We start from the raw sequence: 22,209 nt of genomic DNA on the forward strand, positions 1-22,209 counted from the left end.
TATCATATAAATAAAAAATAGACCTTCAAGGTTAAAGAAAGTCTATTATTCAAGTATTTCAATCTTTTTAAGCAAGCTGATCATATGTTCTTTTTCAACATCATAAGAAAACGGATTAACTTCAGAAAGATAGGCAAACATTGTTGAAGATAACATTAAGAAAAACATTAAATATCCAAAGGTTTCTTCATTTAGGTTTTCAACTTGAAGTTTAAGAGTTGCAATTTTATAATTAGTGATCATATTTTCAAAAATTGTTTGATTTATTTCATTTGCAATTTTTCCAAAGGTTAAATCTTCATAATTAATCTTTGCATAATAACTATCATTTGAATCATCATAAGAAAGTCTAAAATCAGTTGCTGAGTTAACTATATTTAAATTAACAGCAAAGCTTGGAAAGGGGTTTGAACAAATTGATTGTCCAAAAGCTTTTATGTCAGAATTTTGTACATTAATTAAGGTTAAAATTCCTTTCCCCATTTTGTTGCTTGATTCACCAAAATACATCTTGTAAAGTTGGCCTAAAGATTCATGAGTGTTGCTGAAAATATTTAAGTGTTCTAACTTTCTATTTGCATTTTCTAAAATCTTTCTTGCTACTGCTAATTTATAGGCATCATTTTCTTGAATTTGCATTTCAGTTAAATACTTTTTCGCAATTTTAGCACCGCTTAAATATTTATCAATTTTATATCCTAAAAATGCTAAGGGAAATAGAACTGCGGCTGAAAAAAGAAGATGTTTTTCTGTCATATTATCAAATAAAATAAAATGTTCATACTCAGTGTTTTGAACAATATTATAAAGTCTTCCAACATTATTATTTGTTGTTATAAAAATATACTTTTTAGCGTTGGTTTTTCCGACTCTTTCTTCAAGTAATTTTCTAAGTTCTCTAAATAAAACAAATGTTTCTAAATTACTACCATTTTTGCTAATTACATTTACTGCAAATCTTTTACTTTTAATAAAAACAAAAAAACTTGCTAAATCTCTTCCGTTAATTGATTCATCAAGAAAGATAATTCGCTTATCATCTTCATCAAAAAAGTAAGAATCAACCAATGCTTTAATTTGAATACATACTGCTTTTGTAGCTAAAACAACTAAAAAGTCAACTTTGTTTCTTTCATCATTTAGTCACTTAACACATCTAAAAATCTTTTCATAATCTTCTTGGCTAATACAACCTAAAGGATTTAAAAAACCTAAATATTCAGATCCGACAGTCTTGCCATTTCACATTTTGTTGTGAATTTCACTAACCGTTTGACTTCATCTATCAAGGGCTGAATCTTTTACCCCATAAGTTGTATCAACAACTACTTTTTTACTTGCCATAACTTATTCCTTTTTTAGTGAATTCTAAAAGTTTGTCAAAACCTTCATCATCTTCTAATTTAAAATCAAATGGATTGCGAAGTTCTTTGGGGTGAATTAATTTAAATGAAACTTCAAATTCATCATCATTATATTTTTTAGTCACAATTACTTCTTTGATGTCACCAATTTTAAACATATTAGATAAACTAACAAAATAATCACTCGCTTCTGTGATTGTTAAATAAAATTTTTTGCCATCTTTTGACTGTAAAACAACATTGTTTTTGGTGATCTTTTTAACTTGGACTTTGATTATGTCACCTATTCTATAGTTTTGTCTCATTATGAAAATAATTCCTCTTGCAAACTATTTAAAATATTAACAAAATTAAAGAGCGATCCTAAAATATTGTTTTCAAATTCTTTTCCAACAATATCAATTTTTAAATCAAAAGCTTTTTCGGTAATTGTTGTTTTTTTAGCATACTCACTTTTAAATTTTGCCTTTGCTAAAGCAGGTAATTCCAATTTGTCAATAGTTCCATTTCTTACTAATCCTCAAAGCATTTTAGTCTCATCATATATTTGTAAAATATCATTCAATTGTTCAAGTTTATTTTTGGTTGGAAGAGCTTCAATTTTAGGCTGTTGGGGAATTAAAAGGCCGAAAAGCGTTTGAAGAATTTTTTCATAAGCTTCTGATTTTAATAAAACATCCATTTTGACAATATACTCATCTTTGTTAAGTTCAAGTGAACCTGATAAAGTTTTGAAAACCATTTCTTTAAGTAGTTTTTGAATATCTGGATTTACATGCATTATAAATAAATCTACAAACTTCATCAAACCTTTTAGCTCAGCTTTTTTTAAGTTAAAGAAGTCTTCTTTTTTAGCCGCTGGATTGTCATTTTTAAATTTGGCAGCATCAATAATTCCGTAAAGTAAATAATCCAAAACAAATGGTAAAACTTTGGCATTTAATTGTTGGATAGTATTTTTTAAGAAATTAGAAATTTTTAAATCATCAAGCATTTTGGTCGTTGCTTCCATAAATTTATAAATTTTTTGGATGGCAGATTCAATTTTCGCTTCTGTTAAAATAACATCTTTTACTTTAGTTTTTAGAGGGTCTTTAATTTCCAAATGTTCTAATATTTTTTCCAAATTCTCTAAAAGGTTTGCTTTTACTTTTTGAAGTGAAGCTTTGGCTTGTGGTTCAGAATATGGAACGTCTCCAAAAAGAATATTGAATCCATTTTTATATTCAAAAGAAATCATTTTCATTGTGTTAATAGCATCGGCTAAGAAAGATTCTAGTTTATCAAATTTATTTTTTTGAAGCTTTTCAATCACTTTATCTTGTGTTGCTTTATCTGAAAACTGTGTTCTTACCACTTCAAATTCTTCATTTTTCATTTGTTGGAACAAATGATTAAAATTATTAACTAAAAAGACAATTGAAGTATTGCTAATACTTCCAAATTTTTTCCTAATTTTAGCAATCTCTTCAGTAACTCTTGTTTTTAATGCTGATGAAAGTTCCTCTTCACTTACAAGTGAAAAAACTTTTGAAATTTCTTCAAGTTTTTGTTCTATATTTGGAATGTTTTTTAATTCTTCATCATTTTTAAGTTGCATTGTTAACTTTTTCATTACAACAGCCATATCATCAAATGTTCCAAGCATTAATGTTGAATTATTTGAAAAATCTCACATCATTTTTGAAACAGATTCCATAAATTCTTTTTGTAAATTAAATGGTTTGTGTGTTGTTTCAGCTTGATGTTTTTTTGCTGCTAGTTCAATTATCTTTTTAACAAAAGAATCAATTGTGCCAGTTAAAATTAAGTAAAATTTACGAAAAATATTAGTTTTTACTTCAGCTTCTAGTTCTAAATCTTTTATTAGTTTATACATTGAGTCTAAAATTGACTTGCTTTGATTTACAAGTCGAATGAATAATCCATTGCTGATTTTCGTTAAATTAACAAAAATCGATTCTTCATTATGATTAATTTTTGTATTTTCAACAGTTGTAAAAGTATAAGAACTTCCACGAAAAAGAGCATCAAGTTGATCATCTTTTAGTCCAAATTTTTTCTCTTTTTGTTGAAATTCTTGAATATATCTTTTTTGAAAATCATTCATCAAATCGATAGTTAATTCATAATTTAAGTTAGTTTGTTCTTCTTCAACTTTAGGTTCTTCTTCTCTTTCACAAGATGCAGATAAAACAACTGCAGGAAAAGAGAAGAGAGGTGATAAAGTTAATAATAAAAATTTACTTTTTTTCATAAATTCTCCTACTTTTTTTATATCTTAATTTTATTACATATTAAGTTAATATTTAAAATAGTATGTTTTTAAATTTGATAAAATACAAATAGAACAGGGGTGCTTTTAAGGCTGAGAAATACCCTCATTAACTGATCTAGTTAGTACTAGCGTAGTGAGTTTCTGTATTTTTTGATATGCTCCTCCCTTGTTTTAAGAGAGGTTTTTATTTTATGAAATTTAAGAAATTTTTACTTTTTGTGCCAGTTACGTTTGCACTACCTTTAACAGCGATTTCATGTCAAAAAAATGAAATGAGTTTTGCAGTAACTAGCCCTTGAGATCAAAATTTTGATACAAGTTTTTTTGAAAAAGTTGTTCAAGAATATAACTTGATTTTAAAGAAAGATAATATCAAAACAAAAGTTTATTTTGAAGGTGAAAAAAATGATATTGTGAGCAAAATTTTGAAAGGCACAAGTGATGTTGCATTTTTAACTGCATCACAATTTAATCACGAAAGTAACAAAAATGAAGTTATTCCAATTTTACAAACATTAACTCGTAGATTTAATTTTGATAATACTTTTACAACTTATAAAGATGGAAGTTTGAATGATCCACTCAGAAAACTTGCAAAAGAAGCACAAACTCTTTTTGAAGAAAAACCATTCGCCGAATGGGATGATAAAAGTTATGGTTGGAACGGTTCAATTTATGAAAAATTTTATGATTCTGGTCCGAATCCATTAACCGATTATTATCGCGGAGTTGTAATGATTTGAGGAAATGATTCAACAAGAAATGCTATTAAAAAAGCGTGAGATGATAAAGATTGAAATTCATTTAGAAACTTTGGAATTGTAACAAACGAGATTACAAGTTCATCAAAATATTTACTTGAAGAAGCATTGTTCGCGAAACATTTTAATAAAGAAAATAATAAGTTTACAAGCTTTGCTTTAGATAAACAAAATCATTCAGATAAATATATTCAAAACAAAGCAAGAAATATATCTAAAGGTGCTCTAGAAAATTATCACATTGTGTTTGATGAACTTGGTGCATTTGCATATACACATAATATTAAAATGGGACAAAAACTTGATTATTATTCAACTTGCAAAAAAGAGGATAAGATTGAATTTTTGACCGCTACAGAACCAATAAAATATAACATTATTGCAGTGTCAAAACAAATGTCAGAAAGAGAAAGAAAAGCACTAGCTCAAGCATTTGTAAATGCATGAAAAAATGGTGATGATAATTACGGTCCAAGAGTGGGCTATAATGGTTATAAAATAATCAATGATTACAAGGCTGAGGTTATTGATCCATTTGAAAATATTTTTAAAGGAAAATAGTGAACAATATTGAAACAAAAAAAGGAATAATTTATCAATATCATAATAATAAAAAAGTAACAATCCGTGGAAAGAAAAACATTTATGTTAAAGTGCTTTTTTGGATTTTTGTTATTGCTTTAATTTCAGGTTTTATTATAACAATTGACTTCTCGTATGCAAGGTTTGGATACAAACCACTTTGAAAGAATATTAAAGGATTATTTACACCTTTAAATTCTTCAACAACATGACCAAATCAAAGTCTTTTTTTGTTGTCTTTAAAAGAGCTTTTTTACACTATTAAATATACAATTTTTGGTTCAATGATTGGTGTAATTTTAGCTCTAATAACTTCCTATTTTAGTAACTTAAAACTGAACAAAAAAGAGGTTGCAATTTCTTTCAAAATAGTTACTAATTTTTTAAGACTATTCCCTGAATTAATTTTTATTTATTTGATGTCATCATCATTTGATAAAGTTTTAGCATTAACCTTAATTTTGGGTTGATTTTCTTGATTGTGATTGCATGAATATATTTCACAAATTATTGAAAATGCCGATTACAATCTTTACTATCATTTTTTAAAAATTTCTAAGTCTAAATTTGCTGCTTTCAGGCAAATAATTTGACCTCAAATTAGATTACAAGTTACGAATTATATTTTCTATTCTTTTGAATCAAACATGCGTTGAAGTGCAATTCTATCTAAATTAGGCTTTGGCGGAATTGGCCAAGTAATTAATGCTGTAATTACACCAGGTCAGCAAAAATTTGACGAACTTTTAATTCCGCTGTTGGTACTGATATTTTTCTTACTTTTGATTGAATCGTTCCACATTTTTTATACAAAAATAATTATGAAAGAAAGAACATTTAAAACAGGGATAAAAGGTTATAAAAAATCTTTACTTTGGAAAAAAATATTTATTGCATTAATTGTTCTGATTCTTCTTTCGTTATCAATTGTTGCAATCATAGATCTTAGTGGACAAAAAGTATATTTCGTAAGAATCAAAAACGAACTTCATCAACTTTTCAATCCAAATTGATCTGTTATGGCAATTAAAAAAGGAAGCAATATTTTCTTTGATATTTGACAACTTATTAGTTTGGTGGGACTCACTATTTTATTAACTTATTTCTTAACAATTTTCAAACTATTTTTAGTAAATAATAAAATTCAAAAAAATGGAGTAAGTTGGACTTTTAGATCATTAAATACTTTTATAAGATGTGTACCGATTCCGGTTATTTTCTCACTAATAAGTTTTGTTTATAACGGATATGAAGCATCATTCATAATTGCGTTTGCAATTCATTCATCTAACGCAATGACGAGGAATTTAGAACATTCAATTAGAAAATTAGATCAAAATATAATAACAACTTATAAACTTAGAGGGTTTAGTAAAATTAAAATTTTTAATATGTATATTTTGCCTTCAATTAAATATGACATGATTACTATATTAAGTTTCGAACTTGAAAAAATAACAAGAAATTTCTTATCTTTCGGAGTTTTTGCATCATCAATTTTAGGTCAAAAATCAACACTTAATAGAGTAAACGATATTGCTGAAATTGCACCTTACATTTGGCTTTCATTTATTTTTATTGGATTAATTATTCTTTCAGGATATTTAACTAGATTTTACTTAATTGAAAAAAGAAAAGCAAAAGTTTTTAAGCAAAATGAATTTAATTTCTCTAAATTAGCCAAACAAAGAAGTGTATAGAAATTAAAAAACAGGATTACTCCTGTTTATTTTTTTCCTCTTTTTTTGGTTTTTCCTTTTTCTATATCGACATCAAATTCTTCTTCATCCATTTTTTTAGGATTGTGATCTTCAATAATGTATTCAGTAAAATTGGATAAATCTGACATTCTGAAAACATGTAAAGATACTAAAGAAGAAGTGAAAAAATCAATTTTTTTAAGATGCCTTGTCGCTAGAAAAATCTGAGTCATGGAATTAATTGATCTTGAAAAATAGAAACTATTTGAAAGTCAATGGAATCCATAGTGTCTCAAAACATCACGAATTTCTTCATAAGCGTCGTGATAGTTTTTTTCTTCACCATATGCTTTTTTAAGCTCAGCTTTGTTTAAATAAAAAACAAGTCCGTACATAAACTTCCTTTCGATTATTAATTTGTGAAAAATTTGCTAGGTGTTAATTTAATTATAAGCCAGAGAAAAGAATAATTTCAAAATGTATTTTTTAAACAAAATAAAAATAAGCCATTTATGACTTATTTTGATTATTAAATTTTGATTAATTTTATTGATATTCTTGTAATGTTTGTTTGATTGAATTAGTTGAAATTTCAACATTTTTTGTTCACTTTGCATAAATTTCAAGTTTATTATTTGGATTAACTTTCAATTCAGCTTGAATGCTATCTCTAACTAATTTTTCAAACTCTACATAACCAACAGGTTGGTCTGGGTTTCTTTTATGAAATTCTTCTCTTTGTTTTCTATTTTCTTTCAGTGCTTTGTCAAGTTTTCTTTCTTCTTTTGGCTTACATGAAATAGCAAGAGCGGGTATAATTGTTAAACTTGAAATTGCAAATAAAGCAAGAGTAATTTTTTTAATTTTGTTCATTATACAAGTTCCTTTTTAGTTTTCAATAAGTTTCTTAGCATCTGCTAAATTAACTGAGAAGAAAGTTGTAACACCACGTTTTTGCATGGTTGCACCATATAGTTTGTCAACTCTTTCCATTGTTCCTTGACGGTGGGTAATAACGATGAATTGAGTGTCTTTTTTTAGGCTTTGTAAAAACTGTGCAAAACGAATAACATTGGCTTCGTCAAGTGCTGCTTCAACCTCATCCAAAATACATAGAGGAAGAGGTTTTGCTTTTAAAATTGAGAATAGTAAACTAATTGCAATAAGAGCCTTTTCACCACCTGAAAATAGTTTAAGATTTTTAACTGATTTGCCAGGAGGTTGAGCAATAACATCAATTCCTGTTTCAAGAATATTTTCTGGGTCGGTATATCTAATTTCTGCCATACCTCCACCGAACATTTTTTGAAATACAAATCTAAATTCATTATTAACAAGGTTAACAGTTTCAGTAATTCTTTGAACAATAATTTTATCCATTTCAGCAATTGCTTGTTCAAAAATTTCCTTAGCCTTAATAATGTCATCAGTTTGTTTTTTATGATCATTATATTTGTTTTGAACTTCTTCAAGTTCTTGAATAGCATCAACATTAACATGCCCAAGTTGTCTTATTTCTTGTCTAATTTGATTTACAAGAACTCTAGCTCCTGAAACATCAGCATCTGGATTGTAATATTGCATTGCTGTTTCTAAAATCATGTTATATTCTTCAGCAAGTCTTCTTTTTGCTTCTTCAACTTTAGCTTCACAAGTTGCCTTTTCAGCATATTTTAATTTTGAATTACTTAAGATTTCACGTGCTTGTGCTTCCAAGTCTGATTTTTGTCTAATTATTTCATAGTATGAATTTGAAGTTTCTTGATAAATGTTTTGTTGAGTTCTTAAATTTGCTTCAAGGTTTGATTTATCAGTAATTAATTTATTAATTGATGAAGCAAAATCAATGTTTGATTCAAGTTCAATTTTTTCATCAGAAAGTTGAGTATATTGAATCATGTAATCATCAAATTTTGTTTGTGCTTCTTTTAATAAAGATTCAAAGTTACTTTTTTCTAAAGTATAGTTTGAGGTTAAATTAATAACTTCTTTTTGATCATGTTCAATTTTTGCTTTAGCAACTCTGATTTTTTCAATTTCTTCTTCTAAAAGAGGAACAATTTCTTGAAGTTTTTTAACTTGCTCTTCAAGTCCAAATGTTGAAGTTGTATGTTGAGCTTGTCCACCAACCATAACTCCGCCAGGTCTAATTATGTCACCTTCAAGAGTTACAACCATGTATTTCTTTTCAAGTAATTGTGAAAGCTTATTTGCGTTTTCAATATTATCACTTACTAAAATATTTCCAAGTAAGAATCTTTTTAAAACAGTAAATTCTTTATCAACTTGAACAAGTTCGCTAGCTACGCCTAAAAATCCTTTTTGAGTTTGTGCTACGACAATGTGTTGCTCATTAATAAATTTAGGATTAATTGAACTTAGAGGAATGAAAGTTGCTCTACCACCATTGTTTTGTTTTAAGAATTCAATTGCTTTAACAGCAGTATCTGAATTATCAACAACGATATGTTGAACCGCGTTAGCTAAAACGGTTTCAATTGCGATTGCATATTGTGGTTCAACATTAATTATTTGGCTAACAAGTGCTTTATATCCTTTGAAAAGGTGAGCATTTTCAACAATATTTTTGGTTCCTTTTGAAATATTAGTTTTACTTTCTTGTGCTTCTAAAATAACTTCAATTTTTGAACGAACTTTTGAAAGTTTGTCATGTTTTTCACCAAGCATACTGTTAAGTTTTGATGTTTGGGTACTAAATGTAATACTTTTTTCATTTAATTCATTAATAAGTGCAGTTTTATCACTGATGTATTTTTTAAATGAAACAATTTTTTCATTAAGTTCGCTAAGTATTTCTTTTAAACTTTCAATCTTTGCTTCGGTTGTTGCTTTTATTTGGCCTGAAAGAACAAGTGAACGTTGTTTTTCAACAGCAGCTGATCTAATTTCGATAGATTGAATTTCAGTTTTAATTTTATCAATTTTAGCATTAAGCTCTTGAACCATTTTGTTTGATTCATTCATTGCTTCAGTCTTAATTTCAGCTGATGTTGTAAGTGCTTTAATTCTTGAAGTTATATCTTGGTTTGTGATTTCATATTCATTAACTTCGCTAGTTAAATCTTTTAATCTTTCAGCGTAATTAATTTGATCATGAACTAAAAGTGAAACTTCAATGTCTTTAAGTTGTTCTTTGTATTCAAGATAAGTTTTTGCTTTTTCTGCTTGTCTTCTTAAAGGTCCAAGTTGTCTTTCGAGTTCATTTAATAATACGGTCGCACGACCCAATGATTCTTCAGTTCTTTCAAGTTTTCTTTGTACTTCTATTTTTCTTGAGCGATACATGCTTGTACCACTAGCTTCTTCAAAAATATCACGTCTTTGTTCTGGAGTAGCTTCAGCAATTCCTGAGATAGTTCCTTGACTAATAATAGCAAGTGATGATTTAGAAATACCTGACATCATTGCAATTTCTTTAATATCTTTTGCTCTTGCTTCTTCACCATTAATGTAATACTCGTTTGCACCTTTTCCACGAGTTAAAACACGCGAAATGGTGAAATAATCATGAGGAATTGAAACTTCTCTATCTTTGTTATCAAAAGTTAAAATTACTTCCGCTCTATCCATTGGCTGTTCAGTTTTTGAACCAGCAAAGATGATATCTTCCATACTATCACCACGTAAAGCTTTAGATGAAGTTTCACCTAAAACTCATTTGATAGCATCGTTTATATTGGATTTTCCAGAACCATTTGGTCCAATGATTGCAGCAACTCCACCATCAAATTTTAAAGTTACTTTATCGGCAAATGATTTAAATCCATGAGCTTCAACTTGAATTAATTTCATTTTCTTCCTTTCAATTAAAAGTCATTAATAAATTATAAGGTGTTTGATATTCTAAAAGTAAAAGATTTTTTTAATTTTATTTATAGTTTTTAATCTTTTTTAATATTAAAAAAGAAGCAAAATAAAAACAAGATTTTAACCTTGTTTAATCGCTCGCTATTTTGCTAAGTGCAGATTTTGCAGCATTTTGTTCTGCTTCTTTTTTTGTTCTTCCAAAGCCTTCACCATACACTTCAGTATTGACCATAACTTTGACAAAAAACCGTTCTTCGCTAGGCTTGTCAACAAGTTCTTCAGCAATATATTTGATGGTTGAATTTTTGAAATTTGATTGCATGTGTTCTTGAAAAATTGACTTGTAATTTGTTAAGCTATCAGGTCTAATTTTTTTAATATCTTGAATGATGAATTTTTTAATAAATCTTTTGGTATGAAATCCAATTTGCCTATCATCAAAAGCTAAATAAATTGCACCAATTATTGCCTCAATATGAGATGATAAAACGTGACTGTTTAATCCGTTAATAAATGCATTTTTTCCAGTAGCAATTATGTCTAAGATTTGAAGTTCTTCGCCACATTGTGAAAGGTGTTTATTACTTACTAAAGACTTTCTAACTTCAGTTGCTTCACCTTCATTTAAGTTAAATTGTGAGTAAATAAAATCAGAAACATAAAAGTCTAAAATTGCATCGCCTAAAAATTCAAGCATTTGATAATCTTTGCAATTTTTTTTGCCGTGGCAATATGAACTATGAGTCAAAGCTTGCTGAATTAATAAAAATTGTTCTTCAGTAAAATTGAGATTAATATATTTTTTTATTCAATCTCTAACATTAGAAAGCCATTCACTATTTTTGCTAGTCATTTCACGCCTCTATTTCTTTTTTCAGAACTTCGGTTAAGTTCTTTTCAATTGCATTTTTTACTTGTTGAAGAGCTGAATAAAATGCAAGTGAATCACTTGATCCATGGGCTTTAACAACAACCTTATTTAGGCCGGCTATATAAGCTCCACCAGTATTGCGATAATCATAACGTTCTTTGAATTTTTTCAAATCTTTTTTTAGAAGCAATGCTGCGAATTTATTTTTAAGATTTTTATAAAAAATTCCTTTTAGTAATTTAAGAACATTCAAGAAAGATGATTCCATTGTTTTGAGAAAAATATTTCCACTAATCCCATTTGTTACAACAATATCAACTTTGCCTTTTATTGCATCATCCGGTTCTAGAAATCCTTCATAAATAAAGTTATTTTTTGAAATTTTAAAATTTTTATTTGTTTCTTGATTTAACAAACTTCCTTTGTAATCTTCGCTTCCAATATTTAAAAGCCCAACTGTGATTTTTTCTTTATTTTCAATTAAAAGTTTGTAATACAAAGTTGCAATTTTTGCTCAATTAATTAATGTTTCACTAGTAACATCTAAGTTTGCACCAGCATCTAAAAGAAGCATCTTTTGACCTTCGTTTACTGTTGCCATGACCGGCATAAATGCAGGTTTAATTTCAGGGTGTAAACGTTCAATTTTGAAAAATGAAAGACTAGTAAAAGCACCACTATCGCCACTCGAAATTATTGCATCAGCATCTTCATTTTTCAAAACATTGAATGCTTCTAGCATTGAGCTCTCTTGCCTTAAAACTTCTCGTGGGCTTGACTCAATGTGAATTAAATTTGTTGAGTTAAAAATTTGAATATTTCCAACTTTTTTTGTGTTTATCTTTTTAATTAATTCTTCATGTCCAACAAGGTATAAAAAATAGTCTTTGTTTTCAAAAGCAAACTTTAAACTTGCTTCAATTAAAGCTTCTTCACCGCCATCATTATTTAATAAATCAACAACAATTTTCTTCACTACAACCTCTATTCTGCACTGATTAAATAAGGATAAATCGCTTGACCACTGTCATAAATTTCAACCTCAACATCAAAAGTACTTTGAATATATTCTTGAAGTTCTTCAGCCTCTGTTTTAAAGACTTCTTGACCATAAAAAATATTAATAATTTGAGTGTCGTCATTCATAATTTCGTCAATTAATAATTTTGCTGCTTGAATGTTGGTTTTGGCAGTGTCAACAATCTTACCATCTGCTATAACCATAAAGTCGCCTTCTTTTATTTTTATACCATTAATTTTGGTGTCTTTTATTGATGGAGCGATCTCTCCATAACGCATGTTTTTGATAGCATCATTCATCAAAGTTTTGTTTTCTTGAACTGAATTTTCTTTATTAAACATTAATGCAACACCAAGTGCTTGAGCTTGAGATTTTGTGGGCAAAATAACAATTTCTTTTTTACCTTTAAATAAAGTAGCGGCTTGTTGAGCAGATAATGTTATGTTTGAATTGTTAGGCAGAATAAACACTGTTTTTGTTCCAACAGATTCAATTGCTTGAACAATATCTTGAGTTGAAGGATTATTAGTTTGACCACCTTCAATAACATAATCAACATTATTATCTTTCATAAGTTGAATAATCCCGCTTCCAGTGTTGCATGAAATTAAAGAAGAACCATTGACTAATTTAGGTGAGCCGTTTCCGTTGCCGTTTCCGTTGCCGTTTCCGTTTTTACTGTGAAGTTTTTGATTATTTTCTTTACTATTATTTGCTTGAACGGTCATGTTATCAATTTTAATTCTAATAAATTGACCAAGTCCATTTGCTGCATTTAAAACATCACCAGGTTTAGTAGTGTGAATATGAACTTTAAATAAAGACCCATCATGAACAACAACCATGCTTGAACCCATTTTTTCAAGTTTTTTAACAAGTGAGTCTTTGTCAAACTTTTTCGGTTTTTCAATTTCTAAGATAAATTCAGTGCAATATCCAAATTCGCCAGTAAATACTTCGCTATCAGAAATAAAAGTTGAAATTGTTGATTCACTTTCAGTAAGTTTTGCAGGGCTTCCTTCAAGATACATTCGCATACCTTCAAGAATATAAAATAATCCTTCTCCACCTGAATCTGTAACCCCAACTTCTCTTAAAACTTTAAGAAGTTGTGGTGTTTTGTCACAACTTTGGCGTGCAAAATTCACTGCAAGTTCTAATACTTCGGCAAAAGTATTATCAACAACAACTGCATCTTTAAGGTTTTCACTTACTTCACGAATAACAGTTAGAATTGTTCCTTCAATTGGTTTCATAACTGCTTTATAAGCAGATTTAGCTGCTTCTTCAAAAGCTTGAACTAAATCAAATGAAGTAATTTCTTGCTTGCTTGCAAAAGATAATGTAAATCCTTTGAAAATTTGAGACAAAATAACGCCAGAGTTGCCTCTTGCACTTAAAAGCATATTTTGACTGATTATTTTTGAAAGTTCACCAATATGAGATACATCTTGATTTTTAATAGCTTCTTTTGCAGCAGAAATTGTTGCCGCCATATTTGAGCCTGTATCACCATCGGGTACTGGGAAAACATTTAATGCATTAATGGCATTTTTATGGTTTTCCAAATTATTTGCGGCAGAAATAATCAGGTTTTTTCATTCTCTTCCGTTAAGTTTTTGCATTATTTTGTTCCTCTAATAGTTACAGATAAATTACCTAATGAAATGTTTAATTTTTTTAATTGAAACGTAATAGTTTTATGTGCTGTTTCAACAATTGATTTAGCAGAGGCATTTGAAAGTAAAATTAAACCTAGTTTAATATCAACAATATTATTATTGTTTTCAAAGAAAGTTACGCAAGCTTGACCATCAAGATCTTCGCCGGTCTCATTTCTAGTTTTTAAAGCAACAATTCCTGGAATTGTCATCAAAATTTGTTCGATTATTTGTTTAATTTCTGCTAATTTCATTTTGCCTCGTATTTATTTTATATATTGTCTTTTAATTGGAAAGTCGTGTGTAAGTTTTGCAACTTCTTTTTTAATAATTTTATATAAATCTTCTGAATTAGGATTTTTTAAAGCTTGGTGAATTAAGTTAGCTAAAAGTTTAAACTCTACTGTTGTAAATCCACGGCTTGTCATCGCTGCTGATCCAAGTCTAATACCGCTTGTAACAGTTGGACTTTCTGTATCAAAAGGTAAAGCATTTTTATTAATTGTTATATTTAATTTTGCTAATAAAAGTTCACATTCTTTGCCAGTTAACCCATAACTTTCTTTAGTGTTAATAATAAATAAGTGATTTTGAGTTAAACCTGAAATAACTTTAACACCTTTTTCCATAAATTCATTACAAAAAGCTTTTGAATTTTCAAGTACTCTCTTTTGGTATTCTTTGAACTCAGGTTGTAAAGCTTCATAAAAAGCGGCTGCTTTTCCAGCGATTTGATGAAACAAAGGGCCACCTTGATAGCCGGGAAAGACTGAACGATTTATTTTTTTATAAATTTCTTCATCATTAGTTAAAATAATCGCACCACGAGTTCCTCTTAAAGTTTTATGTGTTGTAGTCATTACAACATGAGCATGTGGAAATGGATGTGGATGTAAATTAGCAATAACTAAACCTGAAATATGTGAAATGTCTGCAAATAAATAAGCTCCAACTTCATCAGCGATTTCTCTAAATTTTTTAAAATCAATTAGTTGAGAATAAGCTGAAAATCCACAGATTATCATTTTAGGTTTAACTTGAAGAGCGATTTTTCTAATTTCATCATAGTCTAAAATTCCATCTTTATTAACGGTATAAGTATGTGATTCATAAAAAATTCCACTAAATGAAATTTTATATCCATGTGATAAGTGACCACCGCTATCTAAAGATAGACCCAAAACTTTTTCACCAGGTTTTAATAATGACATAAAAACTTCAGCGTTTGCAACTGATCCTGAATATGGTTGAACGTTAGCAAATTTTGCCCCAAAAAGTTCACACGCTCTTTTTTGAGCAAGTTTTTCAATTTCATCAACTCATAAACATCCGCCATAATATCTATTTCCTGGATATCCTTCACCATATTTATTAGTTAAACATGTTCCAAGTGCGTTAATGACTTCTTCAGAAACATAATTTTCTGATGCGATAAGTTCAATGTGCTCTTCTTGTCTTTTATTTTCTTCGTTTATATATTGAGCAAGTTCTTGATCTTTAAGATTTATTTTTTTATACATATTGTTACCCTCTTAATCTAAAAGTGATTTATTGATCCGATCATAAGCTTGTTGTTTTTCTTGTTGTTTTTTTGTTACTTTTTTCTCAACTGCTGATTTGATTGCAAATAGTATTACTGCTAAAAATGCTAACGCAACTGCTGGTAAAACTCTAATATATCATGCAGAAGCACCAGATGAAACAATGAATGAGACCATTGAAAATGCAATCGGAATTAACATTAAAGTTGAATCTCATGGAATGACTTTAAAGCCTCAAATTAAAGCAGCAATTACAGCAATTTGAACTGCCAAAAGTCCAATAGCCATGCCGAATAATGCACCAAGAGAAAGATTTTTTGTAGCAGGGATTACTCACCCATCTTTTCCAAAAAGTACAAAAACTAAAAATGAAGGAATAGCAATTAAGAATAAAGCGATTAAACAAATTTTCCAAGTTTTGCTTAACTCACGGCGTTTTTTTGGTTGCTCGTCTTTTAAAGTTTCGACATTATATGTGCGGTTTTTTCATTTTCTATTTGACATATTAAAACCTCTATTTATTAAATAAATATATTATTAAATTTTAACAATAAATAATAAAAATGGCTTAATTTGTCTTGGTTATTAAATTTTTATGTAAGAAATTCCAAATTTTAGGATGATAATTTGATGTTAAAAATTAGTTTTTTAAGATATTGAAAGAATATTGAGTTTTATTGATATTTGATTTTGAATTTTTTACTTTATTTAAGGTATTTTTTAGAAATTTGTAACTATATTTAAAACAAACAAAAAAGCACTATTAAAGTGCTTAAAAGTTTACGTTAAATTATCAAATTTTTACACGTTTTTCTAAAGGTAAATACATGCCATCTTTTTTAGTAATATCGAAAGTAGTGTAGAAATCATCTGAGTTCATTATTTGGATATTAGCTCTTAATTTTGCAGGAGCATGAACATCAACTCTTAATAAATATTCTGCAAATTGTTTTCTATATTTTGCTCTTCAAATTGTCGCAAAATTAATATAAAAGTCTTTTGCTGAAAAGTCAGGTTCTGATTTGGCTGCTTCGAGTGCACATGAAACTCCACCAGCATCAGCAATGTTTTCTGAAACAGTTAATTTTCCATTACATTTTCCAAATTCGGTTTCTTTGCCTTCAAATAAGTCAATCATTGCTTGTGTTTTAGATTCAAAATTTTGTTTGTCTTCATCAGTTCATCAATTTGCCATTTTTCCTGTTTCATCAAATTTAGCACCATTATTATCAAAAGCATGACTAATTTCGTGAGCAATAACTGTTCCAATTCCACCGTAATTTTTTGATGAAGAATATTTTGTACTATAAAATGGAGGATTTAAAATTGCTGCTGGAAAGACTATGTGATTGTGTTCTGCAGCAAAGTATGCATTAACTGTAGCAGGACTCATTGATCATAAATTTTTATTTACTGGTTGCATATATTGTTTCATGTAATATTTATTTACAATTTTTCTAAATTCCATTGCATTTGACAATAAATCAAGGCCTGAGTCTTCATACTCTTTCACTTTAAGATCATTGTAATAATCTCTCATTTCAGTTGGATATCCAACATGAACACCAAGTTTACTTAATTTTAAAATTGCCTTTTCTTTTGTTGCTTCTGAAAGTCAATTATTGTTTTGCAATCTTGTTTTATAAATTTTTATAAATTTTTGCACCATTCTTTCAACATCAGCTTTTGCTTCTTTTCCGAAGTATGTTTTACCATAATAAATTCCAAATGGCATTGAAAATGTTGAAAGTGTTGTTTCAATTGCTACTCTTTCTTTCGCATATGGTTTTTTAAGTCCTGCTATTGCCATTCTATATTCAGCAGCAATTTTCCTTGTTGAATTATCTAAGAATCCAGTCATTGTAAGCATTGATCTTATAAATAAATGTGCTTTAAACATTTCAAAAGTATTTTCATTAATTAATGTAGGTAAAGCTTCTACAAACTTAGGATTAACTACAACTACTTTTTCAACATTTGTGCCAATTAAGTCATTAATAATTTTGCTAATGTTAACAAATTTTTGGTTATTTATTTTTTCAACTTCGTAAACATTATATGATTCAATATAATTTGCTTTTTCAACAGCAGATTTTACAAATTTTGCAATTAATTCATCATATTCAAGTGCTTTTTTAATTAAATCATCTGCTTTATTTTCATCTTTAATAATTTTGACTAAAAGTTTTTTAACCATTGAAGATCAAACTGCTAGTAATGGTTTTTTCTTTTCTTCATTTTGGTAGTCGCCTTTTTCAGGAAGAATTGTTGGCCCATCGTCAAGTCATAAAACTTGAAGAGAATTGTCTTTGAAGTCTTGGTTGATGCCAAAGTTTAAAATGCTATCAAAGCCATAAGTAGTTAAGGTATCAAAATTGTTTTCAAAATCTTTTCATGAATTTATGTTTGAAACTAAATCTAAGAATTTATAAATTGGTTTGACACCATCAATTCTTCTTTGTTGTCAATTTTTGACAATTTTATAAAACTTGATCATTTCTTTTAAGATTGGTTCATTTTTAATATCACTTTGGTCTTCGCATCATTTATTTAATAAAGATTTTTTAAGTCTTGTTATTCTTTCACCTAATTGATAAAATGAACCTCAACCAATTTGATGTTCAGGAATTTTTGCATTTTTTAGTCATACACCGTTGACTGCTTCAAAGAAGTCTTTTTTAATTAATTTTTTATTCATATTTTTCCTTTAATATACTTTTAAAAATTTTAACATTTTAGAGATTGTGTTTATCTATTGTATATAAAATCTTGTCATATTTGCTTGTTAAGATTGGCTTGAATCTTTTCAAATCAAGTTTTTCAAAAATCAAAGTAATATTAGTATTTTTAAGAGCACCGATTAATAAATTCAAGAAAATTATGTTGTGGCTATTGTTTAAATTTTCAGCAAACTTTTCATCAATGATTAAGTAATTTATTTTAAGCTCAGTTAAATATTTTATTATGCTACTATCAATGTAATTTATTTTGATAGTTACATCAATATTTAAAGAGTTTAGATGAGAAATTTTATGTCTGATATATTCTAAATTTCTACTATTAGTTATTTCAATCCCTGGAGTTAGTGTTGGACTTATTTGAGTTGATTTGAAAATTAAATCGTTGCTGATTCAACTAAAAATATAATCAGGAATTATTAATATAGAATTTGAAGTTCTAAATCTTTCAACGCTTGTATAAAACTTTTTAATTAGTTGTGGGTAAAAGAAGTTTCTTTTAATTTCTTCACTTGAACTAAACTCAATTAAGGGTTTAAGTTTTATTATTTTTTCATCACTATTTGAGCCAGAAATTTCTTTAATGTCATTAATTTCTATGCTGAAATTATCGTTGTGAATTAGATCGAAATCATGTTGATAACTTCTCAGAAAAATTTCAAAATTCTTTTCTTTAAAAATTGAAGGTTCAATAATTTCAACTTCATTTTCAGAAGGTTTTTGATTCAAGTTTAAATAGTTTGTTAATACATCCATTTGCTTTTCATCTAATTCCAAAAAACAGCTTTTATCAAGAACAAAAACGTTTTTTATATACTTTGCGTTATTCAATGAATTTTTAATAATTGACTTAAATATTTTTTTATTTTTATTTTCATTGCATGTTCCAGTATTTGATACAAAAATTAATATATTTGTACCTTTCTTCATTAAGAAAACATGACCTTTTAATCTATCAGGAATTAATGCCGCAATTTCACTTATTAAGTTTGCTGTGGAAACTAAATAACGATCATCTGTTGCAATGAAAAGACCAGTTAAATTTTGCTTCAAAATATTAAATTCTCAATTTAAATAAATCTTCTTAAAAATTTTTGAAAGAACTGAAAAATGGTAACTTCATGAAAAGTTAATAATGTATTTATTTTCTTCATTCTTGGGGTTAATGTTCAATCTAAACTTCATATTTGGATTTGCTTGAAAATCATCAACTACCTTAACATTTAGTTCATAAATTTTCTTTTCATTTTCATTATTCAAATAATGTTGCATTCTATGTTGAGTAGTTTTAGTAAATAAAGTTATAAATAATTCAATAGGTTCTCACTTACCACTTGTGACTTTCTTTTCTCTTAAAAAGGAAGGAATATATTGAATATTTAAGTTTCTATTTCCAAGTAAACGAATTCTTTTTTTACTATAATCAAGTTCAAAACTTAATGCACCAATTTTACTTTCACGATAAAGCACTTTATTTACACTTTCAGTAATAAAGTTAATGATAAAAAAGATTAACAGTATTAATATTAATCCAAGAACAATGAAAGCGTATTTTATATTATTAGACATCACTTTCCTCTCATTTTTTTATTGCAGGATGTAGTCTATCAATTTTTCTCACTTTTTTATCTTCAAGAAATTTTATCTCTAAAATTCTTCCACTAAGATTTAAAATGACACCTTTGCCAAAAGTTTGGTGTGCTATATAATCTCCAACAATTAAATTATCATTTTTATTTATTTCTTTACCTAAAGTAAAGTTTTTTGCAATTGAAACAACACTTGTTTCTTTAATTTTAGCTTCTTTTAAGAAACGAGAATTTTTCATTTTTTGATTTTGCCCTACTGAAAAAGAAAGAAAAAGTTTTTGTTTGGTTCTTGTTAATGCAACATAAGCAAGTCTTCTCTCTTCTTCTAATGCTTCAATATTTTCTGGTTCCCTTATATTTTTTGAAATATAACTAAAATCTTTCATAGGGTTTAAAATAATTGCTCTTCTTAATGGAAAAATATTTTCAGCAAGTCCTGCTACAAAAACATAATCAAATTCAAGCCCTTTCGCATTATGCACTGTCATTAAAGAAACGTAACTTGCCGCATCATCTTCAACATCACGGTCAGTAATTAAAGTGATTTCTTGTAAATATTCATCAATAGTGCCGTGAAGATTTTTCTTTTCTCATTCTTCAATAGCAGATATTAAAGATAAGAAGTTTTCCATTCTAACTTCATATTCTTCTTCTGATGATTTTATTTCTTCAAAATAACCTATACGGTTAATAATCAACTCTTTTAAAGTTGAGTGAATCGGATTAATTTGCAACGCTCTTTTTGCTCAGCGAATATTATTTATTAACTCAGCTAAATTTTTCAAAATTGTATTTGACAATTTCAAATTTATTTGTATTTCTTTAAATTTAGTTTGCAAACATGTAAATAAATCCATTTTTAAACTTGCAGCATATTTTAATAGCTTTTCAATTGTGCTATCACCAATTTTTCTGCTTGGTTTATTAATAATTCTTAAAAGAGAAATTTCTGAGCCATCATGAATTACTCTAAGATACGCTAACGCATCTTTAATTTCTTCCCGTTGATAGAATTTAATTGAACCAAATAGTTTATAAATAGTGTTTTCTTTAATTAGAGCTTCTTCAATAGCACGAGAATAACTATTAATTCTAAATAAGATTGCTATATTTTTTAATTGAACTCTATTGCGTTTTAATTCACTTATTTTTTGAGCAATTCATCTAGCCTCTGCTTCATCACTGAAACCACAGAAAAATTCAATATCTTCGCCTTCTTCATTTTCGGTGAAAAGTTTTTTATCTAACCTAATTTTGTTTTTGCTAATTAAATTGTTTGCTGCTGTTAATATTTTTTTGGTTGAACGGTAATTTTGTTCAAGTTTAATAGTTTTTGTTCCAACAAAATCTTTATCAAAATTCATGATAATGTTAATATCAGCATTTCTTCAAGAATAAATTGTTTGGTCAGGGTCACCAACAATAGTAATGTTGTTTCATTTTTTTGCAAGTTTTTTAACTATTTTGTATTGAAGTCAACTTGTATCTTGAAATTCATCAACTAAAATATATTTAAATTTACTTTCTCATTTTTTGGCAACATTTGCAAATTTAGGTTCATAAAATAATTTATAAACAAACAATAATAAATCGTCAAAATCAAGTGTATGTGCTTTATCTAAATGTGCTTGATAATATTGATAAATTTTTGCTCTAATATCATCTTTAGTTTCTTCATCTTTTAATAAATCTTGTGGAGTTTTTAAATCATTTTTTTGATTTTGGATATATGAAATTATTGATGCAAAAGTATATTGAGTTTGATTAATTCCAAGCTCATTATAAACAACTCTAAGCACTTCTTTTTGGTCAAGTTCATCAACAATTTGAAAGTCATTTGGATAATTAAAATTATGAATTTCTTGTCTTAAAATTTTTGAACACATTGAATGAAAGGTTGAAATTATTGGTGTGTTTTTTCCAACAAAATCAAGCAATCTTTGCACCCTCTGTTTCATTTCATTTGCCGCTTTATTAGAAAAAGTCAAAGCTAAAATTTCAGAAGGATTCACGTGATTATTTTTAATTAAGTATGCAACTTTATAGGTTAAAACTCTGGTCTTACCACTACCAGCACCAGCAATAATTCTAATGGGTCCTTCGGTTTCGACAACAGCATCTTTTTGTTTTAAATTTAATGTATCTAAATTAATATCCATTGTCTCCCCCTTACATAATTAAAAATTGCTTTACTAGCACTATTTTAAATTATAGTATATTTATAATATTAAAGAAGAAAATGAGGAAATTTTGAGAATTTGAAAAACTCAAAAAT

At 27.8% G+C, this 22,209-nt stretch carries 17 protein-coding genes and 1 riboswitch; of the genes, 2 read left to right on the plus strand and 15 right to left on the minus strand.

The features are described from left to right. Positions 1–45: 45 nt before the first annotated feature. The 3 genes from R9C05_RS02455 to R9C05_RS02465 are packed head-to-tail and all read right to left on the minus strand — an operon-like array spanning position 46 to position 3,621. Positions 46–1,344, minus strand: a complete 1,299-nt coding sequence (locus tag R9C05_RS02455; RefSeq protein WP_121940816.1) for a glucose-6-phosphate isomerase — start codon at positions 1,342–1,344, stop codon at positions 46–48. Then, the gene (locus R9C05_RS02460; protein ID WP_121940817.1) at positions 1,334–1,669 is read right to left on the minus strand and encodes a hypothetical protein; all 336 of its coding nucleotides are present in this window, start codon (positions 1,667–1,669) and stop codon (positions 1,334–1,336) included. The genes R9C05_RS02455 and R9C05_RS02460 overlap by 11 nt, the downstream gene beginning before the upstream one ends. Then, entirely contained in the window at positions 1,669–3,621 is a 1,953-nt protein-coding gene (locus tag R9C05_RS02465; protein ID WP_121940818.1) for a hypothetical protein, read from the minus strand. Before R9C05_RS02465 ends, R9C05_RS02460 begins: the two co-directional genes overlap by 1 nt. A gap of 85 nt (positions 3,622–3,706) precedes the next feature. Beyond that, positions 3,707–3,796: riboswitch (TPP riboswitch) on the plus strand. Between the two features lie 37 nt (positions 3,797–3,833). Here R9C05_RS02465 and cypl point away from each other — a divergent pair. Both cypl and R9C05_RS02475 read left to right on the plus strand, forming a co-directional pair. Then, positions 3,834–4,964: an ABC transporter thiamine pyrophosphate-binding lipoprotein p37/Cypl gene (cypl, locus tag R9C05_RS02470; RefSeq protein ID WP_318613911.1), complete on the plus strand. Its 1,131-nt coding sequence runs from the start codon at positions 3,834–3,836 to the stop codon at positions 4,962–4,964. Then, a complete protein-coding gene (locus tag R9C05_RS02475) occupies positions 4,964–6,685 on the plus strand; it encodes a PhnE/PtxC family ABC transporter permease (RefSeq protein WP_121940820.1) in 1,722 nt (573 codons plus the stop codon). Before cypl ends, R9C05_RS02475 begins: the two co-directional genes overlap by 1 nt. A 26-nt stretch (positions 6,686–6,711) precedes the next feature. Here the strand turns inward: R9C05_RS02475 and R9C05_RS02480 are convergent, their stop codons facing one another. The 12 genes from R9C05_RS02480 to R9C05_RS02535 form a co-directional block, all read right to left on the minus strand. After that, the gene (locus tag R9C05_RS02480; protein ID WP_121940821.1) at positions 6,712–7,080 is read right to left on the minus strand and encodes a virulence protein; all 369 of its coding nucleotides are present in this window, start codon (positions 7,078–7,080) and stop codon (positions 6,712–6,714) included. Positions 7,081–7,231: 151 nt separating this feature from the next. Further along, the gene (locus R9C05_RS02485) at positions 7,232–7,558 is read right to left on the minus strand and encodes a hypothetical protein (RefSeq protein WP_121940822.1); all 327 of its coding nucleotides are present in this window, start codon (positions 7,556–7,558) and stop codon (positions 7,232–7,234) included. A gap of 15 nt (positions 7,559–7,573) precedes the next feature. After that, on the minus strand, positions 7,574–10,498 hold the full coding sequence (locus R9C05_RS02490; RefSeq protein ID WP_121940823.1) for an SMC hinge domain-related protein: 2,925 nt from the start codon (positions 10,496–10,498) through the stop codon (positions 7,574–7,576). A gap of 145 nt (positions 10,499–10,643) precedes the next feature. Then, the gene (gene rnc / locus R9C05_RS02495; protein WP_121940824.1) at positions 10,644–11,366 is read right to left on the minus strand and encodes a ribonuclease III; all 723 of its coding nucleotides are present in this window, start codon (positions 11,364–11,366) and stop codon (positions 10,644–10,646) included. Further along, complete coding sequence (gene plsX / locus R9C05_RS02500) at positions 11,359–12,360, minus strand: phosphate acyltransferase PlsX (protein WP_121940825.1); 1,002 nt, start codon at positions 12,358–12,360, stop codon at positions 11,359–11,361. The genes rnc and plsX overlap by 8 nt, the downstream gene beginning before the upstream one ends. A gap of 8 nt (positions 12,361–12,368) precedes the next feature. Then, positions 12,369–14,030 carry a DAK2 domain-containing protein gene (locus tag R9C05_RS02505; protein WP_121940826.1) on the minus strand — a complete coding sequence of 554 codons (1,662 nt, stop codon included), beginning with the start codon at positions 14,028–14,030 and terminating at the stop codon, positions 12,369–12,371. Further along, the gene (locus R9C05_RS02510) at positions 14,030–14,320 is read right to left on the minus strand and encodes a hypothetical protein (protein WP_121940827.1); all 291 of its coding nucleotides are present in this window, start codon (positions 14,318–14,320) and stop codon (positions 14,030–14,032) included. Before R9C05_RS02510 ends, R9C05_RS02505 begins: the two co-directional genes overlap by 1 nt. 12 nt (positions 14,321–14,332) lie before the next feature. Beyond that, on the minus strand, positions 14,333–15,586 hold the full coding sequence (gene glyA / locus R9C05_RS02515; protein WP_121940828.1) for a serine hydroxymethyltransferase: 1,254 nt from the start codon (positions 15,584–15,586) through the stop codon (positions 14,333–14,335). 12 nt (positions 15,587–15,598) lie between these two features. Further along, the gene (locus tag R9C05_RS02520; RefSeq protein WP_121940829.1) at positions 15,599–16,111 is read right to left on the minus strand and encodes a hypothetical protein; all 513 of its coding nucleotides are present in this window, start codon (positions 16,109–16,111) and stop codon (positions 15,599–15,601) included. Between the two features lie 286 nt (positions 16,112–16,397). After that, complete coding sequence (locus R9C05_RS02525) at positions 16,398–18,305, minus strand: M13 family metallopeptidase (RefSeq protein ID WP_121940830.1); 1,908 nt, start codon at positions 18,303–18,305, stop codon at positions 16,398–16,400. 37 nt (positions 18,306–18,342) lie between these two features. After that, complete coding sequence (locus R9C05_RS02530; RefSeq protein ID WP_121940831.1) at positions 18,343–19,914, minus strand: MHO_4530 family protein; 1,572 nt, start codon at positions 19,912–19,914, stop codon at positions 18,343–18,345. Beyond that, positions 19,907–22,093 (minus strand): ATP-dependent helicase, encoded by a 2,187-nt coding sequence (locus tag R9C05_RS02535; protein ID WP_121940832.1) that lies wholly within the window; start codon positions 22,091–22,093, stop codon positions 19,907–19,909. The genes R9C05_RS02530 and R9C05_RS02535 overlap by 8 nt, the downstream gene beginning before the upstream one ends. Positions 22,094–22,209: the final 116 nt, after the last annotated feature.

This window comes from Metamycoplasma subdolum (assembly GCF_033546815.1).
GTDB lineage: Bacteria > Bacillota_I > Bacilli_A > Mycoplasmatales > Metamycoplasmataceae > Metamycoplasma > Metamycoplasma subdolum.